The 20,997-nt window shown below is 72.0% G+C and carries 25 protein-coding genes; 13 read left to right on the top strand and 12 right to left on the bottom strand.

Annotated elements, in window-relative coordinates:
- Positions 1–27 precede the first annotated feature (27 nt).
- The 5 genes from ACFVFQ_RS29045 to ACFVFQ_RS29025 all read left to right on the top strand — a co-directional run bounded on the left by ACFVFQ_RS29045 (position 28) and on the right by ACFVFQ_RS29025 (position 4,484).
- Complete coding sequence (locus tag ACFVFQ_RS29045) at positions 28–957, top strand: SDR family oxidoreductase (RefSeq protein WP_383421526.1); 930 nt, start codon at positions 28–30, stop codon at positions 955–957.
- Positions 954–1,841: an amidohydrolase family protein gene (locus ACFVFQ_RS29040; RefSeq protein ID WP_383421523.1), complete on the top strand. Its 888-nt coding sequence runs from the start codon at positions 954–956 to the stop codon at positions 1,839–1,841. Before ACFVFQ_RS29045 ends, ACFVFQ_RS29040 begins: the two co-directional genes overlap by 4 nt.
- An 11-nt stretch (positions 1,842–1,852) precedes the next feature.
- The gene (menE, locus tag ACFVFQ_RS29035; protein ID WP_383421520.1) at positions 1,853–3,373 is read left to right on the top strand and encodes an o-succinylbenzoate--CoA ligase; all 1,521 of its coding nucleotides are present in this window, start codon (positions 1,853–1,855) and stop codon (positions 3,371–3,373) included.
- A gap of 29 nt (positions 3,374–3,402) precedes the next feature.
- A complete protein-coding gene (locus tag ACFVFQ_RS29030; RefSeq protein ID WP_383421518.1) occupies positions 3,403–3,876 on the top strand; it encodes a MaoC family dehydratase in 474 nt (157 codons plus the stop codon).
- 68 nt (positions 3,877–3,944) lie between these two features.
- Entirely contained in the window at positions 3,945–4,484 is a 540-nt protein-coding gene (locus ACFVFQ_RS29025; protein WP_383421515.1) for a DUF3995 domain-containing protein, read from the top strand.
- Here ACFVFQ_RS29025 and pcaB read toward each other — a convergent pair.
- The 5 genes from pcaB to ACFVFQ_RS29000 all read right to left on the bottom strand — a co-directional run bounded on the left by pcaB (position 4,456) and on the right by ACFVFQ_RS29000 (position 8,716).
- Complete coding sequence (gene pcaB, locus ACFVFQ_RS29020; RefSeq protein ID WP_383421512.1) at positions 4,456–5,829, bottom strand: 3-carboxy-cis,cis-muconate cycloisomerase; 1,374 nt, start codon at positions 5,827–5,829, stop codon at positions 4,456–4,458. The genes ACFVFQ_RS29025 and pcaB overlap by 29 nt on opposite strands.
- A complete protein-coding gene (gene pcaG, locus ACFVFQ_RS29015; RefSeq protein ID WP_383421509.1) occupies positions 5,826–6,416 on the bottom strand; it encodes a protocatechuate 3,4-dioxygenase subunit alpha in 591 nt (196 codons plus the stop codon). Before pcaG ends, pcaB begins: the two co-directional genes overlap by 4 nt.
- A gap of 1 nt (position 6,417) precedes the next feature.
- Positions 6,418–7,191 (bottom strand): protocatechuate 3,4-dioxygenase subunit beta, encoded by a 774-nt coding sequence (gene pcaH / locus ACFVFQ_RS29010; RefSeq protein ID WP_383421506.1) that lies wholly within the window; start codon positions 7,189–7,191, stop codon positions 6,418–6,420.
- A gap of 68 nt (positions 7,192–7,259) precedes the next feature.
- Complete coding sequence (locus ACFVFQ_RS29005) at positions 7,260–7,934, bottom strand: CoA transferase subunit B (RefSeq protein WP_383421503.1); 675 nt, start codon at positions 7,932–7,934, stop codon at positions 7,260–7,262.
- Positions 7,934–8,716, bottom strand: coding sequence for a CoA transferase subunit A (locus ACFVFQ_RS29000; protein ID WP_383421498.1), 783 nt, complete (start codon positions 8,714–8,716; stop codon positions 7,934–7,936). Before ACFVFQ_RS29000 ends, ACFVFQ_RS29005 begins: the two co-directional genes overlap by 1 nt.
- Before the next feature lie 158 nt (positions 8,717–8,874).
- On the opposite strand from ACFVFQ_RS29000, the gene ACFVFQ_RS28995 reads away from it, so the two are divergent.
- A complete protein-coding gene (locus ACFVFQ_RS28995; RefSeq protein WP_383421614.1) occupies positions 8,875–9,345 on the top strand; it encodes a MarR family winged helix-turn-helix transcriptional regulator in 471 nt (156 codons plus the stop codon).
- Between the two features lie 110 nt (positions 9,346–9,455).
- Here the strand turns inward: ACFVFQ_RS28995 and ACFVFQ_RS28990 are convergent, their stop codons facing one another.
- Together ACFVFQ_RS28990 and ACFVFQ_RS28985 are read right to left on the bottom strand one after the other, a co-directional pair.
- The gene (locus ACFVFQ_RS28990) at positions 9,456–9,755 is read right to left on the bottom strand and encodes a chaplin (RefSeq protein ID WP_383421495.1); all 300 of its coding nucleotides are present in this window, start codon (positions 9,753–9,755) and stop codon (positions 9,456–9,458) included.
- A gap of 187 nt (positions 9,756–9,942) precedes the next feature.
- Positions 9,943–10,173: a hypothetical protein gene (locus ACFVFQ_RS28985; protein ID WP_383421492.1), complete on the bottom strand. Its 231-nt coding sequence runs from the start codon at positions 10,171–10,173 to the stop codon at positions 9,943–9,945.
- Positions 10,174–10,367: 194 nt separating this feature from the next.
- On the opposite strand from ACFVFQ_RS28985, the gene ACFVFQ_RS28980 reads away from it, so the two are divergent.
- Positions 10,368–11,174 carry a HipA family kinase gene (locus ACFVFQ_RS28980; RefSeq protein WP_383421490.1) on the top strand — a complete coding sequence of 269 codons (807 nt, stop codon included), beginning with the start codon at positions 10,368–10,370 and terminating at the stop codon, positions 11,172–11,174.
- A gap of 56 nt (positions 11,175–11,230) precedes the next feature.
- Here the strand turns inward: ACFVFQ_RS28980 and ACFVFQ_RS28975 are convergent, their stop codons facing one another.
- A complete protein-coding gene (locus ACFVFQ_RS28975; RefSeq protein WP_383421487.1) occupies positions 11,231–13,102 on the bottom strand; it encodes a glycoside hydrolase family 15 protein in 1,872 nt (623 codons plus the stop codon).
- 133 nt (positions 13,103–13,235) lie between these two features.
- On the opposite strand from ACFVFQ_RS28975, the gene ACFVFQ_RS28970 reads away from it, so the two are divergent.
- The gene (locus ACFVFQ_RS28970; protein ID WP_383421484.1) at positions 13,236–13,901 is read left to right on the top strand and encodes a TetR/AcrR family transcriptional regulator; all 666 of its coding nucleotides are present in this window, start codon (positions 13,236–13,238) and stop codon (positions 13,899–13,901) included.
- 68 nt (positions 13,902–13,969) lie between these two features.
- On the opposite strand, the gene ACFVFQ_RS28965 is transcribed toward ACFVFQ_RS28970, so the two are convergent.
- Positions 13,970–14,527, bottom strand: coding sequence for a heme-binding protein (locus ACFVFQ_RS28965; RefSeq protein ID WP_383421481.1), 558 nt, complete (start codon positions 14,525–14,527; stop codon positions 13,970–13,972).
- 192 nt (positions 14,528–14,719) lie between these two features.
- Between ACFVFQ_RS28965 and ACFVFQ_RS28960 the strand changes: the two genes are divergently transcribed.
- The 4 genes from ACFVFQ_RS28960 (at position 14,720) to ACFVFQ_RS28945 (ending at position 18,125) form a co-directional block, all read left to right on the top strand.
- Positions 14,720–16,006, top strand: a complete 1,287-nt coding sequence (locus tag ACFVFQ_RS28960) for a sensor histidine kinase (RefSeq protein ID WP_383421478.1) — start codon at positions 14,720–14,722, stop codon at positions 16,004–16,006.
- Positions 16,007–16,011: 5 nt separating this feature from the next.
- A complete protein-coding gene (locus tag ACFVFQ_RS28955) occupies positions 16,012–16,677 on the top strand; it encodes a response regulator (protein WP_383421475.1) in 666 nt (221 codons plus the stop codon).
- Positions 16,678–16,807: 130 nt separating this feature from the next.
- Complete coding sequence (locus tag ACFVFQ_RS28950; RefSeq protein ID WP_383421472.1) at positions 16,808–17,197, top strand: tautomerase family protein; 390 nt, start codon at positions 16,808–16,810, stop codon at positions 17,195–17,197.
- A 94-nt stretch (positions 17,198–17,291) separates the two neighbouring features.
- Positions 17,292–18,125, top strand: coding sequence for an oxidoreductase (locus ACFVFQ_RS28945; protein ID WP_383421469.1), 834 nt, complete (start codon positions 17,292–17,294; stop codon positions 18,123–18,125).
- A 142-nt stretch (positions 18,126–18,267) separates the two neighbouring features.
- On the opposite strand, the gene ACFVFQ_RS28940 is transcribed toward ACFVFQ_RS28945, so the two are convergent.
- From ACFVFQ_RS28940 to ACFVFQ_RS28930, 3 genes are all read right to left on the bottom strand, one after another.
- Positions 18,268–18,753, bottom strand: a complete 486-nt coding sequence (locus ACFVFQ_RS28940; RefSeq protein ID WP_383421466.1) for a nucleoside deaminase — start codon at positions 18,751–18,753, stop codon at positions 18,268–18,270.
- A gap of 50 nt (positions 18,754–18,803) precedes the next feature.
- Positions 18,804–19,286 (bottom strand): cyanase, encoded by a 483-nt coding sequence (gene cynS / locus ACFVFQ_RS28935; protein ID WP_383421463.1) that lies wholly within the window; start codon positions 19,284–19,286, stop codon positions 18,804–18,806.
- Between the two features lie 78 nt (positions 19,287–19,364).
- Positions 19,365–19,949, bottom strand: a complete 585-nt coding sequence (locus tag ACFVFQ_RS28930; RefSeq protein ID WP_383421460.1) for a carbonic anhydrase — start codon at positions 19,947–19,949, stop codon at positions 19,365–19,367.
- Positions 19,950–20,090: 141 nt separating this feature from the next.
- Here ACFVFQ_RS28930 and cynR point away from each other — a divergent pair, with 141 nt between their 5' ends.
- Complete coding sequence (gene cynR, locus ACFVFQ_RS28925) at positions 20,091–20,996, top strand: transcriptional regulator CynR (RefSeq protein WP_383421457.1); 906 nt, start codon at positions 20,091–20,093, stop codon at positions 20,994–20,996.
- Position 20,997 lies beyond the last annotated feature (1 nt).

Raw genomic sequence — 20,997 nt, 5'->3', positions numbered from 1 at the left:
ACTCCCCGCTTCACGAAGGGACTTCCCATGGCACACCCCTCCCCCGTCGACCTCACCGGCAAGGTCGCCGTGGTCACCGGCTCCGGCCGCGGGCTCGGCCTCGCCTATGCCAGCGCCCTGGCCGCCGCGGGCGCCTCGGTCGTCGTCAACGACGTCGACGAGGCGGCCGCCGAACAGGCGGTCGCCGCCGTCACCGCGGCCGGCGGAACGGCGGTCGCCGAGACCGTCCCGGTCGGCACCGCCGAGGCCGCCGACCGGCTGATCGCCCGCGCCGTGCACACCTTCGGCCGCCTGGACGTGCTGGTCACCAACGCCGGCATCCTGCGCGACCGGATGCTGTGGAAGATGACCGACGACGACTTCGACGCCGTCATCACCACGCATCTGCGCGGCACCTTCACCTGCGCCCGGGCCGCCGCCGTCCAGCTGCGCGCCCAGGGGCAGGGCGGCAGCCTGGTGCTGGTCGGCTCGCCCGCGGGCCAGCGCGGCAACCTCGGCCAGACCAACTACGCGGCGGCCAAGGCCGGTATCGCGGCCATGGCCCGCACCTGGTCCATGGAACTGGCCAGGGCCGGCATCACGGTCAATGCGATCGTGCCGGTCGCCGCGACCGCCATGACCCGGACCATTCCCGCCTTCGCCCCGTACGTCGAGGCGATGGAAGGCGGCGCTCCGCTGCCGGACGCGCTGCGCAAGGGCGAGGGGTTCGGCACCCCCGAGGACTGCGCCGCGCTGGTGCCCTTCCTCGCCTCCGACGCGGCCCGCGGGATCACCGGCCAGTGCATCGGCATCGGCGGGGACAAGCTCGCCCTGTGGTCACACCCCCAGGAGGTCGCCACCGCCTACGCCGACGGCGGCTGGACCCCGCAGGCGCTCGCCGCCGCCTGGCACACCTCGGTCGGCCGCGCCGCGCAGACCGTCGGCATCCCCGCCCCCGACCTCACCCAGGCCCGATGAACGACATCGACGTGGCCGCCCTGACGGCCATCGACGTCCACACCCACTGCGAGGTCTCGGCGGACGGACGGGAGTCGCTGCCCGGGGAGTTGCACGCGGCCTCCGGCGCGTACTTCAAGGTCACCGGGGACCGGAAGCCGACGCTGGCGCAGACCGTCGCCTACTACCGGGAGCGGCGGATGGCCGCGGTGATCTTCACCGTGGACGCCGAACACGCCACCGGGACCGCACCGGTGCCCAACGAGGAGGTCGCCGAGGCCGCCGCCGCCAACCCCGATGTGCTGATCCCGTTCGCCTCGGTCGATCCGTTCCGGGGCCGCGCCGGAATCCGGCAGGCCCGCCGCCTGGTCGAGGAATACGGCGTCCGCGGCTTCAAGTTCCACCCCAGCATCCAGGGCTTCTACCCCAACGACCGGCTGGCGTACGGGCTGTACGAGGTGATCGAGGAGACCGGCTGCATCGCCCTGTTCCACACCGGCCAGACCGGCATCGGCGCCGGCGTGCCGGGCGGCGGCGGAATCCGGCTGAAGTACTCCAACCCGCTGCACGTGGACGACGTCGCCGCGGACTTCCCGCACCTGAAGATCATCCTGGCTCATCCGTCGTTCCCGTGGCAGGACGAGGCGCTGGCCGTGGCCACCCACAAGCCGGGCGTGCACATCGACCTCTCCGGCTGGTCCCCGAAGTACTTCCCGCCCCAACTCGTGCGCTACGCCAACTCCCTGCTCCAGGACAAGGTCCTCTTCGGCTCCGACTACCCCGTGCTGACGCCCGACCGCTGGCTCGCCGACTTCGCCGACCTCCCGATCAAGGACGAGGTCCGCCCCAAGATCCTCAAGGCCAACGCCGCCCGGCTGCTGGGACTCACCGCCGCCGGCTCCTGAAGGGGAACGTGATGCGCAACGACGGACTGGGGTCCTGGCCCGCCCGCCGGGCCCGCAAGACCCCGCACCGCACCGCCCTGATGCACCGGTCCACCACCATCAGCTACGCCGAACTCCACGAGCGCACCACCCGGCTCGCCCACGCCCTGCGGACCGCCGGCCTCCGCCGTGGCGACCGCATCGCCTACCTCGGCCCCAACCACCCCTCCTTCCTGGAGGCCCTGTTCGCCGCCGGCCTCCTCGGCGCCGTCTTCGTCCCGCTCAACACCCGCCTGGCCGCGCCCGAACTCGCCTACCAGATACGGGACTCCGGCGCCGCCGCCCTGCTGCACTCCCCCACCTGCACGCCCCTGGCCGACGCGGTGCGCGCCGACGCCGGCCCACGGACCGTCCTTGCGGCCGGCGGCCCCGCCTACGAGGCGCTGCTCGCCGCCGCCCCCACCACGCCCGTCGACGAGCCGGTCACCCACGACGACCTCGCACTCCTCATGTACACCTCCGGCACCACCGGCCGCCCCAAGGGCGCGATGCTCACCCACGGCAACCTCACCTGGAACGCCCTCAACGTCCTGGTGGACCTCGATCTGCTCGCCGACGAGACCGCGTTGGTCTCCGCACCGCTCTTCCACACCGCCGGCCTCAACATGCTCACCCTGCCCGTCCTCCTCAAGGGCGGCCGCTGCCTGCTCGTCGACTCCTTCGACCCCGGCGACACCCTCGACCAGATCCAACGCCACCGGATCACCTACATGTTCGGGGTGCCGACCATGTTCGACCGGATCGCCCGGCACCCCCGTTGGGCGGCCGCCGACCTGTCCAGCCTCCGGCTGCTCAACTGCGGCGGCTCCCCCGTACCCACCCCGCTCATCGACGCCTACCAGGAGCGCGGCCTGACCTTCCTCCAGGGCTACGGCATGACGGAGGCGGCACCCGGAACGCTCTTCCTGGACGCCGAACACGCCGTGTCCAAGGCCGGATCGGCCGGGGTGCCGCACTTCTTCACCGATGTGCGCGTCGTCCGGAGCGACGGCCAAAGCCCCGTCGGCATCGGGGAGACCGGCGAGGTGGTCGTCCGCGGCCCACACGTCATGCCCGGCTACTGGGGGCTGCCGGAGGAGACCGCGGCCGCCTTCGCCGACGGCTGGTTCCGCAGCGGCGATGCCGCCCGGATCGACGCCGACGGCTACCTCACCATCGTCGACCGCATCAAGGACGTGATCATCTCCGGCGGCGAGAACATCTACCCCGCCGAGGTGGAGAACGCCCTGCTCACCCACCCCGACATCGCCGAGTGCGCCGTCATCGGCGTCCCCGACGACAACTGGGGCGAGGTCCCACGGGCGGTCGTCGTCCCCCACCCCGGCACCGCGCCCCGGGCCGACGACCTCCTGGCCTCCCTCCGCGGCCGCCTCGCCCCGTACAAGATCCCCAAGTCCCTCGTACTGGTCGACGCGCTCCCCCGCACCGGCTCCGGCAAGCTCCGCAAGGACCAACTCCGCGCGGAACACGGCCGCGCACACGGCACCACCTGACCCACCCCACTCACCACCGAGGAGAAGAAATGCCCCACCGCGTCAAGAACGGCCGCACCGTCAACGGCCTGGACGAACTGCGGAAGTTGGCCGGCAGCGACCTGGGCACCAGCGACTGGATCACCGTCACCCAGGACCGGATCAACGGCTTCGCCGACGCCACCGACGACCACCAGTGGATCCATGTCGACCCCGAGCGGGCCAAGGACGGGCCCTTCGGCGCGCCGATCGCCCACGGCCATCTCACCCTCGCGCTCTTCATCCCGCTCTTCACCCAGCTCCTGGACGTCCACGGCGTCACCACCAAGGTCAACTACGGGCTGAACAAGGTGCGTTTCCCGGCACCGGTGCCGGTGGGCGCGCGACTGCGGCTGGCCGCACGCCTGGCCACCGTCGACGAGGTGCCCGGCGGCGTGCAGATCACCGTCGACGGCACGGTGGAGATCGAGGGCGGCACGAAACCGGCCTGCGTCCTCCAGAGCCTGTCCCGCTTCCTCCTCTAACACCCGTCGCCGACGCCCGGGTCACGGTGCAGGCGACTGGGCTCCACGACAGTGGCATGCTCCTCTCCATGCAGAGAGATCCGCAGAACAAGACGACGCCGGGAAGATCGGGGTGGTGGGGGCGCGGCGCGGGTGCCTGGGCGGTCGCCTTCGCCGCCCTTCACTTCTCCTGGGCGCTGGGCGGCAGTTGGGGCCTGAGCGTCTCGGCGGGGCCGCTGGCCGAGGAGCGTCCCGGGTGGTTCGTGGCGGTGGGCTTGTGGGGCGTGGGCGGGCTCTGCCTCGTCGGCGGTGGGCTGGGGTGGCTTCTCGCCAGGCCACGGCCCGGCGGCCCAACAGGATCGGCAGTCAAGGCGTTGGGTTGGTGCGCCTGCGCCGTGCTGCTGGTGCGCGGCATCGCCATCGAGGTGCTCCTGCTGCTCGGCACCGCGGGCCCGGAGCTGGACATCAGCCCGGCACAACGCCTGTGGTCCCTGACGCTGTGGAACCCGTGGTTCCTGGTCGGCGGTCTCGTCTTCGGCCTGGCCGCCCGGGAGTTCGGACGTGCGCAGGGTTCGCGCGGCGGTGCCATCCGACAGCCGGTCACGACCTCCCGAGGGCCCGGTCGGTGAGGGCCGCCGCCGCTCCGGTGTAGTGGGCGGGGTCGGTCAACGCGTCCAAGTCGACTCCGTCCAGGGCCGGTTCGGCGGCGAGCGCCTCGGCGAGGGTGCCACCACGGGTGCGGACGGTGCGCGCCGCCTCGGTCACCAGGCGGCGCGCCTCGGCCCGGCCCAGTCGACCGGCGAGGGCCGCGGACAACCGCTCCGACACGATCATGCCGCCGGTCACGTCCAAGTTGGCGCGCATCCGGGCCGGGTGCACCTGGAGGCCCGTGACGAGCTCCGCGGCGTCCCGGGCCGCGCCCCCGACCAGGCGGAGCAGATCCCGCAACGTCTCCCACTCCGCGTGCCAGGCACCGGCGGGCCGCTCGTCCTCCGCGGCCAGGCACCCGTAGAGCACGGCGGCCAACGCCGGCGCCCGGCGCGCCGCGGCGGCGAGGAGCGTGGCCCGCACCGGATTGGCCTTGTGCGGCATGGCCGAAGAACCGCCGCCCGCCCCCTCGCTCACCTCACCGACCTCGGTACGGGAGAGGACCAGCACATCGGCGGCCATCTTGCCGAGCGCCCCCGCGGCGCAGGCGAGACCGCCGGCGAGTTCGGCGAGGGGAGTGCGCAGGGTGTGCCAGGGCAACTCGGGTTCGGCCAGCCCCACTTCACGGGCGTACGCGCCGAGCAGCCCCAGCGCCGCCTCCGTGGGGTCAGCCACCCCATCGCCCTCCGCATACGCCTGACTGGCCGCCAATGTCCCTGCGGCTCCTCCCAGTTGGGCCGGAAGCGAGCCCCGCACAACGGTGAGTCGATCGCGGGCGTCGAGCACCAGGCTCCGCCATCCCGCGGCCTTGAGGCCGAAGGTCGTCGGGACGGCGTGCTGGGTGAGGGTCCGGCCGGGCATGGGGGTCGCGCGGTGCTCGGCGGCGAGGCGGGCCAGGGCGCCGGCGGTGCGCTCCAGGTCGTCCAGTACCGGCCCCAACGTCCGGTGGGCGACCAGCATCGACGCGGTGTCGAGGATGTCCTGGCTGGTCGCACCCCGGTGGACGTACGGGGCATGGCGTTCGTCCACCGCGGCGGTCACTGCGGCGACCAGCGGAATGACCGGGTTGCCGCCCGAGCGCCCGCGCAGCGCGAGTTCACGGGCGTCGAAGCGGTCCGCGCGGGCGGCCGCGTCGACGGCCCGGGCCGCCTCGGCGGGGGCGAGGCCGACGGTCACCTGGGCCCTGGTGAGGGCGGCCTGGGCATCCAACATCGCCTGGAGGTAGGCGATGTCCCCGGTGGCGGCCTCGGCCGGCGTCCCGACCCACCCCGGCGCGAGCAACCCGAACTCGCCCTGGCTGCTCTGCTCGTCACGCCCAGCACTCATCCGAACTCCAAGAACACGGTCTCCGCGCCGCCCTGTAGGCGGATGTCGAAGCGATGGGTGCCCCGCGGCTCGGGGGTGGCCAGCAGTGTCGCGCGCCGTTCGGGTGGCAGGGCGTCCAGCAGGGGGTCCGCGGGCATCGGTCGCCCGTCCGGCGCCGGCAGATAGACGCGGGTGAACAGGTGACGGGTGAGGCCGCGGGCGAAGACGCAGAGCGCGAGGTAGGGGGCGCGCTCGCCGCGGGCGGCGGGCCGCAGCGTGCGGATCGTCCAGTGGCCGTCCGCGTCGGTCGGTACGCGGGCGAAGCCGGTGGAGCCGACGCCGTCCCGGCCGAGGTAGCCGCCGGTGGCCGGATCGCGGCGCGACGACCCGGCGGCGCGCGGCAGTTCGCCGTCCGGTCCGGGTCCCCAGAATTCCAGCAGCGCGTCGGGGACGGGGTTGCCGGCGCCGTCCAGGACGTGGCCGTGCAGGGTCAGTGCGTCGGGGTGTCCGGGCGGGGCCGCGTCACCGCCGTCGGGGAACGGCAGGGCGTATCCGTAGAACGGGCCGATCGTGTGGGCGGGTGTCGGCGGTGCGGGGTGGGGCGTCATGTCAGCGGCCCTCCTCGATCCAGGTGGCGGTGGGCCCGTCGAGCACGATGTCCCAGTGGTAGCCGAGGGACCGCTCGGGCTGCGACAGGTCGTGGTCGTAGCGGGCCACCAGCCGTTGCCGCGCGGCCTCGTCGGTGACGGACTGGAGGATCGGGTCGCGCGGGAAGAGCGGGTCGCCGGGGAAGTACATCTGGGTGATCAGCCTTTGGGTGAAGGCGGCCCCGAAGAGCGAGAAGTGGATGTGGGCGGGCCGCCAGGCACCGGTGTGGTTGCGCCAGGGGTAGGCGCCGGGCTTGATGGTGGTGAAGGTGTAGTGGCCGTCGTCGTCGGTCAACGTCCGGCCGACGCCGGTGAAGTGGGGGTCGAGCGGGGCGGGGTGCTGATCGCGTTGGTGGGCGTAGCGGCCGGCGGCATTGGCCTGCCAGATCTCGATCAGTTGGCCTCGTACGGGGCGGCCGGCGCGGTCCAACAGCCGGCCGCTGACGGTGATCCGTTCGCCCAGGGGCTCGCCCGGGTGCTGGCGGGTGAGGTCGTTGTCCAGTTCGGTGACGTCGGTCGCGCCGAAGACGGGTGAGGCCAGTTCGACGGCCTCCGGGTCCCGCTCCAGCGCCACGGGGATCGGCGGCTGCTTGGGGTGGCGCAGTGCGCTGGAGCGGTAGGGCGGGTAGTTCCGGGCCGGGTGGTGGGTGCGCGGGCCTCCTCTGGCGAGGGCCGCTTCATACGCCGCCCGCTCCTGCGCGATCTCCCGGTCGATGTCGCCTTGCGTCGCTGTCATGGGTGGTGAACTCCCTTGGTTCGATGGCTGCGTGGGCTCCCGCGCTCAGCGCCCCGCCTCGATGCCGCTCACCGGCCCTCTTCCGGAAGTCGGCCGTCCACCGCGGTCCGTTCGGCTGCCCGGACGGGCGCCGCGGTCTTCTCCACGATCTCCTCGGTCGTGACGCCCGGCGCCCGTTCGACGAGCGCGAAGCCGTCTCCGGTGACGTCGAACACGCCGAGGTCGGTGATGATCCGGTCGACGCAGGCTTGGCCGGTCAGCGGGAGCGTGCAGTCCTCGACGAGCTTGGCCGAGCCGTCCTTGGCGGTGTGGGTCATGACGACGAGGACGGTGCGGGCGCCGTGCACCAGGTCCATGGCGCCGCCGATTCCGGTGATCAGCTTGCCGGGGACGGCCCAGTTGGCGAGGTCGCCGTGGTGCGAGACCTGCATCGCGCCGAGCACCGCGACGTCGATGTGGCCGCCGCGGATCATGCCGAAGGAGAGGGCGGAGTCGAAGTAGGCGGCGCCGGGCAGGACCGTGACGGTCTCCTTGCCGGCGTTGATGAGGTCGGGGTCGAGCTGGTCCTCGGTGGGGTACGGTCCGGTCCCCAGGATTCCGTTCTCGGATTCCAGGATCACCTCGACGCCGTCGGGCAGGTGGTTGGGGATCAGCGTGGGCAGTCCGATGCCGAGGTTGACATACTGACCATCCGTCAGTTCCCGGGCCGCCCGCGCGGCCATCTCCTCGCGGCTCCACGGCATCAGCGCGCCCCCTTCCCCGGGGTCTTTGGCACGGCGACGGTGCGCCGCTCTATCTGCTTGTCGGCGGCCTGTTCCGCGGTGAGCGCCACGACCCGTTGGACGAAGATGCCCGGCAGGTGAACGTGGTCCGGGTCGATCGCACCGGGCTCGACCAGCTGCTCCACCTCGGCGATGGTGACCCGTCCGGCCATCGCCGCAAGGGGGTTGAAGTTCCGCGCGGACTTGGCGAAGACCAGATTGCCGTGCCGGTCGCCCTTGGCGGCCCGGACGAGCCCGAAGTCGGTACGGATTCCGCGCTCCAACACGTAACGACGCCCGTCGAACTCCCGCACCTCCTTGGGCGGTGAGGCCACCGCGATCCCGCCCGAGCCGTCGTACCGCCAGGGCAGTCCCCCGTCGGCAACCTGGGTGCCGACCCCGGCCGGGGTGTAGAAGGCGGGGATGCCGGCGCCCCCGGCGCGCAGCCGCTCGGCAAGCGTCCCCTGCGGGATCAGCTCGACCTCCAACTCGCCGGCCAGGTACCGGCGCGCGAACTCCTTGTTGCCGCCGATGTACGAGCCGGTGACGCGGGCGATCCGGCCCGCGGCGAGCAGCACGGCCAACCCCCGGTCCATCGCGCCGCAGTTGTTCGACACGACGCCCAGCCCGCCGACGCCCTTGTCGTACACGGCCTGGACGAGCACGTCGGGCACCCCGCTGAGCCCGAAGCCGCCGACGGCCAGCGTCGCCCCGTCCCGCACGTCGGCCACCGCCTCCGTGGCCGAGGCCACCACCTTGTCCATCCGCCCCTCCTCCCGACGTCAAATACTCAGCACACTGACTATCTCTCGTCAGTTCCGCAGCGTGGCATGATGAGAAGGCAAGGGCAAGACCCTCAGTGCAATGAGCATTGTGTGGCGAGCGTCGCGCAGTGCACACCGCCCGGGAGGACAGGACCGCCGTGCCCCCGCTCGACCTCAGCACCCACCCCGGCCACCTGGCCCGACGACTCCAGCAGGCACACACACTGCTGTGGACCACCATGGTTTCGGAGGACGTCACGTCCCCGCAGTTCGCGGTCCTCAACACCCTGGTCGACGCGGACGGCCTGGACCAGCGCACCGTCGGCGAACGAGTCGGCCTGGACCGCTCCACCATCGCCGAGGTGGTCCGCCGCCTGGTCGCCCGTGGCCTGGTCGACAAGGTCCGGGACACCAGGGACGCCCGACGCTCCGCGCTCCGCCTCACCGCGGAGGGCGCCCGCCTCCACCACAGACTCTCCGCACGAACGGCCCGGATGAACGAGGTCTTCCTGGCCCCGTTGGCCCCCCAGGAGCGTTCCACCTTCCTGGAGTTGCTGCGGCGGGTCTCCGACGCGGCCGAGGACCTGCGCAACCCCACCACCCGCACACCGGGGCGACCGGCACCGTGAACGCCGAGAGCCGCTCCCCCACGCACACAACGGACCCGCCCCGTCCCTGACCGAGGAGATCGGAACAGGGACGGGGCGGGTCCGTTGTGTCGAAGCCGAGGCTCAGCCGCTCAGCGGCGACCGCCACCGTTGTGGTGGTGGCGCCCGTGGTGGCCGCGGTGCCCTTCCTTGTGGTGCTTCTCCTTGTGGTGCATGAAGTGGCCGTTGAGGCAGTTGTTGCCGAAGGCCGGGTTCAGCAGACCGATGATGTCGATGGTGTTGCCGCACAGGTTGATGGGAACGTGCAACGGGATCTGGATGACGTTGCCCGAGATCACGCCGGGCGAACCGACGGCGCCGCCGCCCGCGCCACTGTCGGCGAAGGCAACCGAACTCCCGCCCAGAGCAGTACCGACCGCGAGGGCAGCCACGGCGGTAATTCGAGTGATCCGTGACATTCCGAACCTTTCGATCATTCCAAGCGACCCACTGCCGCTCTCTGCTCTTCCCTTCGGCAGACAGAACGTCATCATTAGGGCAGCGGCCAACAATTCGCTCTTTCGCGCTGTTTCCCCTGGCATAGGCGCGTCTTTGCCGGAATCGACCTTGCGCTTCGCTTCAACCGTCGCCACCGGCCCGCCCGGTCGTCTCGGCGTGCCGGGCGCGGGCCTGCCGGAGGGCGGCGTCGAAGTCGCGCTGGGTGCCGTCGCACCAGTGCAGCAGGTCGGCGAGGACGCACCGCAAGGTCTCGCCGGGGCTGCGGCGCCAGCCCTCGGCGGACAACGTGTAGGTCTGCAATGCCTCATTGACGCGCCGCACCGCCGCATCGCGTCGCTCCCTGTCGGTCATGCCGCCCCTTCCCCTCGTGTCACCCCCCGCTTGCTCGCGGGCAGGCCGGACGGCGGGCATCGGCCACGCCCGCGCCGGGAAATAGTAATGCATTGCAGTTTTACAGTAGAGTGCAATGTAGGTGATGTGGTGTGCGTGGCCCGGTGCGTGGTCGTCGAGCGCCTGCGGCGGATCTTGGGAGGAGGGCGGGGGCGATGACCTCGGCATCAGGGGTGTTGCGGACGGTGACGGCCGTTCGGTATGTGACGCCGTTGCGCAGTGGTGGGTCGGTGCCCGGTGTCGTCGAGGCGGACGACCTGGGGACCTATGTCGTCAAGTTCACCGGCTCGGCGCAGGGGCGGAAGGCGCTCGTCGCCGAGGTCATCGTGGGCGAGTTGGCGCGGCGACTGGGGCTGCGGGTACCGGAGTTGGTGCTGGTCCACTTCGATCCGGAGGTTGCCAGTCAGGAGCCGCATCAGGAGGTGCAGGACCTGCTGTGGGCCAGTGCGGGGCTCAACCTCGGCATGGACTTCCTGCCGGGGGCCGCCGACTTCACGGGGGCCGGGGTGGACGTCGAGCCCGCGGAGGCGGCTCGGATCGTGTGGTTGGACGCGTTCACCGCCAACGTCGATCGCACCACGCACAGTCCCAACCTCATGGCCTGGCCGACCTCCGGGCATCAGCGGCCCCGTCTGTGGCTCATCGACCACGGCGCCGCGCTCGTCTTCCACCACCGCTGGGACACCGCGGCCGAGGCGGCGGGGCGGGCGTACGACTTCCGGCACCATGCGCTCGGCCACCATCGGCCCGATGTGGCGGCCGCCGATGCGGAGTTGGCGCCGCGGGTGACCGTCGGACTGCTGCGCGAGGTCGTGGCCGCGGTGCCCGATGCCTGGCTCGTCGGCGAGCCGGGGTTCGCGGCGCCGGAGGAGGTCCGCGACGCCTATGTCGGTCATCTCGCGGCGCGCGCCCGGGAGTCGGGGCGCTGGCTTCCGGCGGCGTTCGCGGCGCGGGAAGCCTGACGGCGCAGGTGGCTGGGTGCTCCGGTGGTCTGGTGGGAGGCGCGGCGTGCTCGCCGTCAGTGGAGCCAGGTGCCGAGTCGCCTCGGTAGGTCGTCCCACCTCGGCGCTCCGTCCCGCTGCCGGTCCAGGGCGTCGTCCAGCGTGGTGGCGGCCATGATGAGGGACAGGTGGGTGAATGCCTGGGGGAAGTTGCCCAACTGCTCGCCGCTGGGGCCGATTTCCTCGGCGAAGAGGCCGACGTGGTTGGCGTAGGTCTGCATCTTCTCGAAGGCGTAGCGTGCCTGGCGGAGGCGGCCGGCGCGGGCCAGGGCGTCGACGTAGAGGAAGGTGCACAGGCTGAAGGTGCCTTCGGAGCCGCGGAGGCCGTCGGGCGAGGCGAGGGGGTCGTAGCGGTAGACGAGGCTGTCCGACACCAGAGTGCGTTCCATGGCGTCCAGCGTCGACAGCCAGCTCTCGGTCTTGGGTGACAGGAAACCCACGCGCGGGAGGAGCAGGAGCGAGGCGTCGAGCACCGTGCCGCCGTAGTGCTGGACGAGGGCTCGTTGCTCCGCGTTCCAGCCGCACTGCATCACCTGTTCCAGGATCGTGTCGCGGGCGGCGGTCCATCGGGCCGTGTCTGCGGGCCGGCTGTACTCGGCGGCCAGGCGGAGACCCCGGTCGAAGGCGACCCAGGACATCATCCGGCTGAAGGTGAAGTCCTTGCGGCCGCCGCGGGTTTCCCAGATGCCCTCGTCGGGGCGGTCCCAGGAGTCGGCGAGCCAGTCCAGTGTGCGGGCGACGTTCTTCCAGCCGTGGTAGCCGGCCCGCAGGGCGATCTCCCGGCCCTCCGACAGGGCGTAGAGCGCCTCGCCGTAGATGTCCAGTTGCAGTTGGTCGGTGGCGGCGTTGCCGACGCGCACGGGGGACGAGTCGCGGTAGCCGGCGAGTTGCGGCAGGAGTTCCTCGGGGAGGTCGGGGTTCCCGTCGACGCGGTACATGATCTGGAGCGGTTCGCGCCGGTCGCCCTCCGGGGCCTGGAGGCGGTCTCCCAACCAGTGGGTGAACTGCGCCGCCTCCTCGGCGAATCCCAGGTCGAGGAGGGCCCGCACGGAGAGTGAGCCGTCACGGACCCAGGTGTAGCGGTAGTCCCAGTTGCGTTCGCCGCCGATCTGCTCGGGCAGGCCCATGGTGGCGGCGGCGACCGGTGCCCCGGTGGGGGCGTAGGTGAGCAGTTTGAGGGTGATCGCGGAGCGGTGCACGGCCCCCGGCCATCGGCCACGATAGCGGGAGGTGCTCAGCCAGCGCTGCCAGAACTCCACGGCCTGCCAGAAGCGTTCGGTCATGGCGTCCGGGGTCAGGGGTGGCGGGGTCGGCGGGGTCGGTGCGGCGTCGACGGTGAGGACGGCCGCGGCCAGTTGTCCGGCGTGGAGGGTGACCGTGCCGCGTGCGTCGGTGCCGTCGGGGCGCAGGGGGAAGGTGGCTTGGAGGTGTGCGGTGAGGCCCGGTGCGCGGAAGGTGACGGTGTCGTCGCGCAGGTCGCAGGTGTGGTCGGCCCGTGCGTAGTCGAAGCGTGGGCGGCATTCCAGGTCGAAGCGGACCGTTCCGCGGACCGCTCGGGCGCCGCGGAACAGCACATGGCGGTCGGACGGCGTGCCCGTGTGGTCGGGGGGCATGAAGTCGAAGACCTCGCCGACGCCGTCGGGGGACATGAAGCGGGTCACGAGGACCGCGGTGTCCGGGTAGTAGAGCTGTCTGCAGGTGCTGCCCCGGTCTTCCGGGGCGAGGCGGAAGTGGCCGCCGCGGTCGTGGTCGAGCAGTGCGGCGAAGATGCTGGGCGAGTCGAACCGGGGTGCCGGGAACCAGTCGACGACTCCTCGGGAGGAGATCAACGCGGCGGTCTGCAGGTCCCCGACGAGGCCGTGGTCCGCGATGGCTGGGTACCGTTCCATGATCATCACGCTTCCGAGGGGCGCATACCTCCACTGTCCGCTCCCGTTGGCGGGCGCGCGAAAGCGGAGCGCACGAAAGCGCAATGCGGTGCAAAGATGCAGTGCGGTTCGGTGCCGGGGTTAGGGTTGGGGCATGGGTGAAGGGCTGCGGGAGCGCAAGAAGCGGCAGACACGGCAACGCATCGCGGAGGTGGCCGTCGGCCTCTTCGTGGAGCGGGGCTTCGACCGCGTGACCATCGCGGAAGTCGCCGCCGCCGCAGAGGTCTCGGTCAACACGCTCTACAACTACTACGAGTCCAAGGAGGACTTGGTCCTGCCGCCGGACCAGGCGTCCCCGCAGCGGCTCGCCGACATCGTGCGCGCCCGCCCGGCCGGCGAGTCCGCCGCTCGGGCGGTCCTCGCCCACCTCCGCGACGAACTGCGGCGCCACGACCGCGCGGTGGGCCTGACCGCGGGCTTCGGGCGGTTCTTCGAGATGATGCGGGCCGCCCCCACCCTCACCGCCCGGCTGGAGGACCTCGGCCGGCAGATGACCGACGCGCTGCACGTCGTCTTGGCCGAGGAGACCGGCGCGGCCGCGGACGATCTGACGCCGCGGGTGGTCGCCAGTCAGATCGGCTGGTTCCACTCCCTGGTCTACGCGGAGATCGGCCGGCGCATCGTGGCCGGCGAGGACCCGGACACGATCGCCAAGGCGGTCCTGGAGCTGCTCGACCTCGTGGAGGGGACGTTGAGCGAGACCGCCCTCGACTACGCCACCCGTTCACCTGACGGGTCGTCCGGGTCCGCAACTGCCTGACGTCGCCGCCCAGTTGAGGGCGGGTGCCTGGCCCAGCGGGCCAGGCACCCGACGTCCGAGCGGGCCGGTCAGCCGTTGAGTGCGGCGACGCCCGCCTGGGCGAACTGCTCGTCCTGGTCGCCGCTGGGGGCGCCGGCGACGCCGACGCCCGCTATCGGGGCGCCCTTGGCCTGGACGGGGGCACCGCCGGCGAGGAACAGGGTGCCGGGAATGTCCTTCAGGGTGGGCGCCGTCTCCAGGCGCTTGGCCAGCGCCGAGGTGGGCGCGTTCCAGGACACCGCGGTGAACGCCTTGGCCTGAGATGCCTGGTACGACTGGGGGCCCGCGCCGTCGCCGCGCAGCGTGACGAGGGTGTTGCCGTTGCGGTCGACCACCGACACCGACACGTGCTGGTCGGCCTTCTCGGCGGCGGTGAGCGCGGCCTGCGCCGCCTTGGTCGCCGCGGCGACGGTCAGGTGGTCGGTGGCGACGACGCTCTGGGCCGGCGCCTCCCCCGCGGTCGCCGCGGTGGACTTGCCGCTCTTCTCCGGGGCCGCGACGGCGACGGCGCCGACGGCGGTCAGCCCGACGGCGGCCAGCGCGGCCGCACCGGTGACGATCCGGACGCGCTTGGACGGCATCTGCATGGGAGTGCTCCTCTTCGTCGACCCGGGGCCGGGTGGCCCCGCGGCCCGCAGTGGTTGCGGTGTTTCCATCCTTGGTGGCCCCGACGCGGGAGCGGTCGGCGGAGCGGATGGCGTTGCGGAGCATGATGGATGACGTCGGTGTCAACCGATCGGATGACGGGTGCGGCCCGGAATCCGGGCTACGAATCAGGGATGAACGTGAAGCACGTGAGCCGGGAACGTACCGGGGCCGCGGACGACGGAGCGCCGGCGGGGCCCACCGCGGGCTCGACCGGCCGCCGGATGGAAGCGGTGATCTCGACCTCGTTCGTCCTGTTGCTGATCGCCGCCATGGCGCGCTTCCTGACCCACCACCCCGGCGCCTCCAACACCTGGTGGGTGATCGGGCTGACCTCGCTGCTCGCGGTGGCCTACGTGGCCCGGCCGGCGGTGGACGGGGAGATCCCGGTGCCGTGGCGGCGTGCCTGGCTCGGCGCGTTCGTGCTGGGGTGGGTGGTCCTCGTGCTCCAGGCACCCAGCTTCGCCTGGAGCGCGGTGGCGATCGTCTACACGGCGCTGCAACTGCTGCCGACCCGGGCCGCGTTCGCGCTGGTCACCGTGTTGACCGTGCTGGTGGTGGTGGCGCAGCTACGCATCAACGGCCCCGATCCGCTGCTGATCGTGGTGCCGCCGGTGGTCGCCGGGTTGGCCGCGACGGTGTTTGTGCACATGCAGCGCCAGTCGGCCCGGCAGCGTTCGCTCATCGGGGACCTGGTCCAGACCCGGCGGGTGCTGGCGTCCAGTCAGCGGCAGGCCGGCATGCTGGCGGAGCGGGAGCGGCTGTCGCGGGAGATCCACGACACCCTCGCCCAGTCGCTGTCGAGCCAGTTGATGCTGCTCCAGGCCGCCGAGCGGCTGTGGGACGCGGATGCGGAGGCGGCCCACCGCCATATGTCCACCGCGGCGGAGATCGCCGAGCGCAATCTCGTCGAGGCGCGGCGGTTCGTCCACGACCTGGCGCCCGCGGACCTGGCAAGTGGCGGGCTGCCGGAGGCGCTACGCGCCCTGGCCCGGCGGGAGTCCGCCGCCGGGTCCGCGGCGGGATCGCCGGCCGGCGGGCCGGTCGTGCGCTTCCGGATCGACGGCGAGCCCGTCCCGTTGCCGCCGGCCGTCGAGGCGGGGCTGCTGCGGGTGGCGCAGGGTGCCGTCGCCAACGTGCGGGAGCACGCGCACGCCAGCGACGCCGTGTTGACCCTCAGCTACCTGGACGAGGACGTGGTCCTCGACATCGCCGACAACGGCCGCGGCTTCCCGCCCGACCAGGACGCGCGGCCGTCGGCGCCGCACCGGGGCCACGGACTGCGCGCCATGCAGGCCCGGTTGCGGCAGCTCGACGGCACGCTGACCGTCGAGTCCCGCCCGGGGGAAGGCACGGTCGTCTCCGCTGCCGTCCCCCTCCGGGCCGGCGCCCCGGCACCCGCCCCGGACGACGAGGAGTGACCCGCATGTCCCCCACCGCCCCCAACTCCCGCGCCGGCGCGCCGGAACGACGCGTTCGGCTGCTGCTCTGCGACGACCACGCCGTGGTCCGCGCCGGCCTGCGCGCCCTGCTCTCCGCCGAGCCGGGCATCGAGGTCGTCGGCGAGGCGGCCACCGGCGAGGAGGCGTTGGCCGTCGCCGCCAAGCAGCGGCCCGACGTGGTGTTGATGGACCTCAGCCTGGGCACCGGCATCGACGGGATCGAGGCCACCCGTCGCCTGGTCACCGAGGTGCCCGGCACCCGCGTCCTCGTGCTCACCACCTACGACACCGACGCCGACGTCACCCGGGCCATCCAGGTCGGCGCCACGGGCTATCTCCTCAAGGCCGAACGCCCCGAGCAGCTCTTCGCCGCGATCAGTGCCGCCGCGGAGGGCCGGGCGGTGCTGTCCGCGCCCGCGGCCGACCGGGTGCTGGAGCACGTCCGCAAGCCCCGTGCCGCGCTCACCGAGCGCCAGTTGGACATCCTCGGCCAGCTCGCCCGGGGCCTGGGCAACCGGGAGATCGCCCAGGCGCTGTTCATCAGCGAGGCGACCGTCAAGACCCATCTGGTCCGCATCTACGCGAAGTTGGGCGTCGAGACGCGCGCCGGCGCGGTGGCGGCGGCCAAGGAGCAGCGCCTGATTCCGTGAGCGGGGCCGCCGGCCGGGGTTGGAGTCTGCCGCCGACCGCGACTGTAACTACTAGTATGTACAGTCCTGGTGCGCACGCCGTCGGCGACGCGCACCAGGCGGACAACGCAAGCAGAAACGGGAGACCACCATGCCCTTCGTTCGCATTGACGCACTGCGGGCCGATCCCGAGCGGCTCGACGCGCTCGGTCGCGCCGTGCACGAGGCCCTGGTCGAGACGATCGGCATCCCGGCCGACGACCACTTCCAGGTCCTGGTCAGCCACGACGGGACCAACAGCACGCTGCGCCACGGGAATTACCTGGGCGTGCAGCGCGACGACGGCATCGCGTACATCGCGATCACGATGCGCGCGGGGCGCACGCCCGAGCAGAAGCAGGCGCTCTACCACCGGATCGCGGAACTGGCCCAGGCATACGCGGGGACCGAGCCGCGCAATGTGTTCGTCACCGTGACCGAGAACGCGTCGGCGGACTGGTCGCTGGGCAACGGCGAGGCGCAGTACCTGACCACGCCATAACCATCGGCTATCACCACAACTCTTGGACCGGGGCGGCGACTTGCCGGCAAGCTATGGCCGGAAACCACCGGGTCGATCAAGGGAGTGCAGCGAGATGAGCAAGGTGTGGCTGGTCACGGGGGCGAGCAGTGGCTTCGGTCGGGCGATCGTCGAGGCGGCGGTCGCCGCCGGAGATCTCGTCGTGGCGGCGGCTCGCCGCACCGCGCCGCTGGACGATCTGGTCGCGGCGCACCCGGGCCGGGTGACGGCGCTGCCGCTGGACGTCACGGACCTCGACGCCATCGAGGCCGCGGTCCAGGAGGTCGTCGAACGGCACGGCCGGATCGACGTGTTGGTCAACAACGCCGGTCGGGGGCATGTCGGCGCGGTCGAGGAGACCACCGACCGGGAGTTGCGGGACTTGATGGAGTTGCATGTGTTCGGGCCGGCCGCGCTGACCCGGGCCGTGCTCCCGCACATGCGTGCGCGCAAGTCGGGGGCCATCGTGCAGATGTCCAGCATGGGCGGCCGGTTCGCGTTCGCCGGCGTCGGGGCCTACTGCGCGACGAAGTTCGCGCTGGAGGGGCTGTCGGAGGGGCTCGCCGCCGAGGTGGCGCCGCTGGGGATCAAGGTGCTGATCGTCGAACCGGGCGCGTTCCGCACCGGGTTCGCCGGCCCGGGTGCGCTGAACCAGTCGGCGGCGCTCCCCGCCTACGAAGAGACGGTCGGCCCGGTCCGGGCGTCGCTCGCGGACAGCGACGGACAGCAGCCCGGCGACCCGGCCAAGGCTGCCGCCGCCATCCGCACCGCCCTGGACGCCGAGAACACCCCGCTGCGACTGCTGCTCGGCAGTGACGCCGCCGATGCGGTCTCCGCGCAACTGGACGGTTCCCGGGCGGAGTTCGAGGCGTGGGAGGAGCTCACCCGCTCCACCGATTTCGACGCGTAGGGATTTCACGCGTAGCGACTCTCGATGCCTGGCGATTCGATGCCTGGCGATTCGACCTCCGGCGGAGCCCCGGCGAGGCCCCGCGGGGCGGCAGCGGACTGCCGATCCACGGGGCTCCGACGTCGATCCGTCGAGCGGTAGATCAGTGGTGCTGGTGTCGGTCGCCGCCGTTGTTCTGCTGCCAGAAGCGGTAGACGTCCACTGCCGCGTCACGCGGTTCGTAGCGCATCGGCAGGCGGCGCTGCGCCCAGTCCTTGGCGAACTCGTCGTAGAAGGTGGCGAGTTCGAAGTACTTGCGGTCGTCCACATAGTGCGGCTCGTAGGCGTCGCGGGTGGTGAGGAAAACCACCTCGTCCGGCGAGCAGTAGTAGAGCGCGCCCAGGCACATCGGGCAGGGGTGGGCGAGGACGTAGATGGTGGTGCCGGTCAGGTGCTCGGTGCCCAGCTTGGTGCACGCCTCGCGGATGGCGAGGACCTCGGCGTGCGCGGTGGGGTCGTTGGTCTGGGCGACCTTGTTGGGGCTCTCGGCCAGGATCTCGCCGTCCTTGACGATGACGGTGGCGAAGGGCCGGCCGCCCTCGGTGACGTTCTGACGGGCGAGGTCGATGGTGCGTTGGACGAAGTCCATGGGAGGGGTTCCCTTCGGGGTGGGGGCGGTCGGGCGCCCGGGGTCCGGGGTCAGAAGGGCTTGGTCGGCAGGTACTTGCCGTCCAGGGTGATCACCGCGCGCTCGCCGCCCTCGGGGTCGGCGACCTTCTTCACGTCCAGCTTGAAGTTGATCGCGGAGATGATGCCGTCGCCGAACTGCTCGTGGACCAGGGCCTTGAGGGTGGTGCCGTAGACCTGGAGCATCTCGTAGAAGCGGTAGATGGTCGGGTCGGTGGGGATGCCGCCGGGGATCGAGCCGCGGGTGGGGATGGTCTGGAGCAGCATCGTCGCGTCCTCGTCGAGGCCCAGCAGGTCGGCGACAGCGCGGGCGGACCGCTCCGGCAGGGCGTGCTGGCCGAGCACGGCGGCGGTGACGAAGGCGACCGACAGTTCGGCGGCGTCGGCGATCTGCTGCCAGGTCAGATCCTTGCGGGTCTTGGCCTCGACCGCGGCGAGGGCGAGCGCCTGGCGCGCGTCGGGGTGGAACTGGGCGTGCGGGGTGGGGTTGGTCATGGGAGGGGTTTCCTTCCGGAGTGGGTGAGTTGGGGTGGGGTCGGGCGGGCGGCGCGGGTGGGGCCGCCGCCCGGCCGGTCAGGGGGTGGGGGTGACGGGGTCCACGGTGCCCGCGGCGATGTCGTAGACCCAGCCGTGGAGGCGGACCGTGTTCTCGGTGAGCGCGTGGGCGACCGAGGGGTGGGTGGCGAGGTTGGCGAGTTGCGCCCGTACGTTCTGCCGGACCAAGGAGGCCACATCCACGGCTTCGCCGGCGGCCTCGGCGCGGGCCCGTGAGGCGTCCGCGTGGTGCAGCCAGTGGGCGAGTGCCGGCGCGTCGGAGAGGTCGTGGCCCTCCGCCAGGGCGGTCATCGCGCCGCACGCCGAGTGTCCGCAGACCACGATGTCGCTGACGCCGAGCGCGGTGACGGCGTACTCGATGCTCGCCGTCACGCCGTCGCCGGAGCGGCGGCGGTAGGCCGGGACGAGGTTGCCCGCGGTGCGGATGACGAACAGCTCGCCCGGTTCGCAGGCCGTGATCAGCTCCGGGACGACGCGGGCGTCGGAGCAGCCGATGAACAGGGTGTGGGGTTGGTGGTGGGTGGCCAGGTGGCGGAACAGGTCTGCCTTGGCCGGGTAGACGTCCCGCTGGAAAAGCGTGAGGCGCTCGGCGAGGTCAGGCATGGGGCGGTCCCTTCGATCTGTGCCGACCCGTCCGTTCTGGCCGGCGAGATCCACCCTGCACGACCTGGCCCTATAGAGTCCAAGAGCAATCAGCCATGTCCGCTATAGGTCCCATCTATAGTTGCTTCTATAGTGGTGGGCATGGCCCTGGAACTGCGTCATCTGCGCTATCTGCTCGCCGTGGCGGAACACGGCAACTTCACCCGCGCCGCCGAGGACCTGCACATCTCCCAGCCGACCCTCTCCCAGCAGATCAAGCAGTTGGAGCGGACCGTGGGGGTGCAGTTGCTGGACCGCACCGGCCGTACCGTGCGGCTGACCGATGCCGGCGAGGCGTACGCGCAGCACGCCAGGCATGCGCTGCGCGACCTGGCCGCGGCCGAGCGGGCCGTCAACGACGTGCAGGACCTGTCCCGCGGTCATCTGCGCCTGGGGCTCACCCCGACGTTCACCGCCTATCTCGTCGGCCCGCTCACCGCCGAACTGCACGCCAGGCACCCCGGAGTCACGCTGGCCGTCCGGGAGATGACCCAGGACCGCATCGAGGCGGCCCTGTTGGACGACGACCTCGATCTCGGCATCGCGTTCACGGGTCCGCATCTGCCCGGGATCGAGGCGGCGGACCTGTTCACCGAGACCCTCAGTCTGGTCACCGCCGCCCCCGAGCCCGGCACCGGCCACCCACAACCACTCCCGGTGGCCGAACTGACGGACCGCCAACTCGCCCTCCTCAGCGGTGACTTCGCCACCCGTGTCCACATCGACGGCTACTTCGAGCAGCACCACGTCAACCCCCGCATCGCGGTGGAGGCCAACTCCATCCAGGCACTCACCGAGATCGTCCGACGCACCTCGCTGGCCACCGTCCTGCCCGACGCGATCACCCACGACCATCCGCACCTGGCGCCCCTCCCCCTCGCCCCCGCGCTCCCCACCCGCACGGTCGCCCTGCTCCGCCGCTCCGACGCCTACCGCAGCGCCGCCGTGCGCGCCTTCACCCGACTCGTTCGCGAACTGGTCCGCAGCCGGGGGTACACACCGGCCTGAA

The sequence above is a fragment of the Streptomyces sp. NPDC057743 genome (assembly GCF_042798755.1).
Taxonomy (GTDB): domain Bacteria; phylum Actinomycetota; class Actinomycetes; order Streptomycetales; family Streptomycetaceae; genus Streptomyces.
Note: the sequence above shows the minus strand (reverse complement) of the source record. Positions and strands in the feature narration are given on the sequence as shown.

Coding starts and splice junctions, on each gene's coding strand:
- ACFVFQ_RS28970 (WP_383421484.1), top strand. CDS start 13,236: ATGGGTGAAGGGCTGCGGGAGCGCAAGAAGCGGCAGACACGGCAACGC.
- ACFVFQ_RS28965 (WP_383421481.1), bottom strand. CDS start 14,527: ATGCAGATGCCGTCCAAGCGCGTCCGGATCGTCACCGGTGCGGCCGCG.
- pcaH (WP_383421506.1), bottom strand. CDS start 7,191: ATGACAGCGACGCAAGGCGACATCGACCGGGAGATCGCGCAGGAGCGG.
- ACFVFQ_RS28945 (WP_383421469.1), top strand. CDS start 17,292: ATGAGCAAGGTGTGGCTGGTCACGGGGGCGAGCAGTGGCTTCGGTCGG.
- ACFVFQ_RS28960 (WP_383421478.1), top strand. CDS start 14,720: ATGAACGTGAAGCACGTGAGCCGGGAACGTACCGGGGCCGCGGACGAC.
- ACFVFQ_RS28985 (WP_383421492.1), bottom strand. CDS start 10,173: ATGACCGACAGGGAGCGACGCGATGCGGCGGTGCGGCGCGTCAATGAG.
- ACFVFQ_RS28955 (WP_383421475.1), top strand. CDS start 16,012: ATGTCCCCCACCGCCCCCAACTCCCGCGCCGGCGCGCCGGAACGACGC.
- ACFVFQ_RS28950 (WP_383421472.1), top strand. CDS start 16,808: ATGCCCTTCGTTCGCATTGACGCACTGCGGGCCGATCCCGAGCGGCTC.
- ACFVFQ_RS28930 (WP_383421460.1), bottom strand. CDS start 19,949: ATGCCTGACCTCGCCGAGCGCCTCACGCTTTTCCAGCGGGACGTCTAC.
- ACFVFQ_RS29025 (WP_383421515.1), top strand. CDS start 3,945: ATGCAGAGAGATCCGCAGAACAAGACGACGCCGGGAAGATCGGGGTGG.
- pcaG (WP_383421509.1), bottom strand. CDS start 6,416: ATGACGCCCCACCCCGCACCGCCGACACCCGCCCACACGATCGGCCCG.
- ACFVFQ_RS28980 (WP_383421490.1), top strand. CDS start 10,368: ATGACCTCGGCATCAGGGGTGTTGCGGACGGTGACGGCCGTTCGGTAT.
- ACFVFQ_RS28940 (WP_383421466.1), bottom strand. CDS start 18,753: ATGGACTTCGTCCAACGCACCATCGACCTCGCCCGTCAGAACGTCACC.
- ACFVFQ_RS29000 (WP_383421498.1), bottom strand. CDS start 8,716: ATGGACAAGGTGGTGGCCTCGGCCACGGAGGCGGTGGCCGACGTGCGG.
- ACFVFQ_RS29005 (WP_383421503.1), bottom strand. CDS start 7,934: ATGCCGTGGAGCCGCGAGGAGATGGCCGCGCGGGCGGCCCGGGAACTG.
- cynS (WP_383421463.1), bottom strand. CDS start 19,286: ATGACCAACCCCACCCCGCACGCCCAGTTCCACCCCGACGCGCGCCAG.
- ACFVFQ_RS28975 (WP_383421487.1), bottom strand. CDS start 13,102: ATGGAACGGTACCCAGCCATCGCGGACCACGGCCTCGTCGGGGACCTG.
- cynR (WP_383421457.1), top strand. CDS start 20,091: ATGGCCCTGGAACTGCGTCATCTGCGCTATCTGCTCGCCGTGGCGGAA.
- menE (WP_383421520.1), top strand. CDS start 1,853: ATGCGCAACGACGGACTGGGGTCCTGGCCCGCCCGCCGGGCCCGCAAG.
- pcaB (WP_383421512.1), bottom strand. CDS start 5,829: ATGAGTGCTGGGCGTGACGAGCAGAGCAGCCAGGGCGAGTTCGGGTTG.
- ACFVFQ_RS29040 (WP_383421523.1), top strand. CDS start 954: ATGAACGACATCGACGTGGCCGCCCTGACGGCCATCGACGTCCACACC.
- ACFVFQ_RS29030 (WP_383421518.1), top strand. CDS start 3,403: ATGCCCCACCGCGTCAAGAACGGCCGCACCGTCAACGGCCTGGACGAA.
- ACFVFQ_RS29045 (WP_383421526.1), top strand. CDS start 28: ATGGCACACCCCTCCCCCGTCGACCTCACCGGCAAGGTCGCCGTGGTC.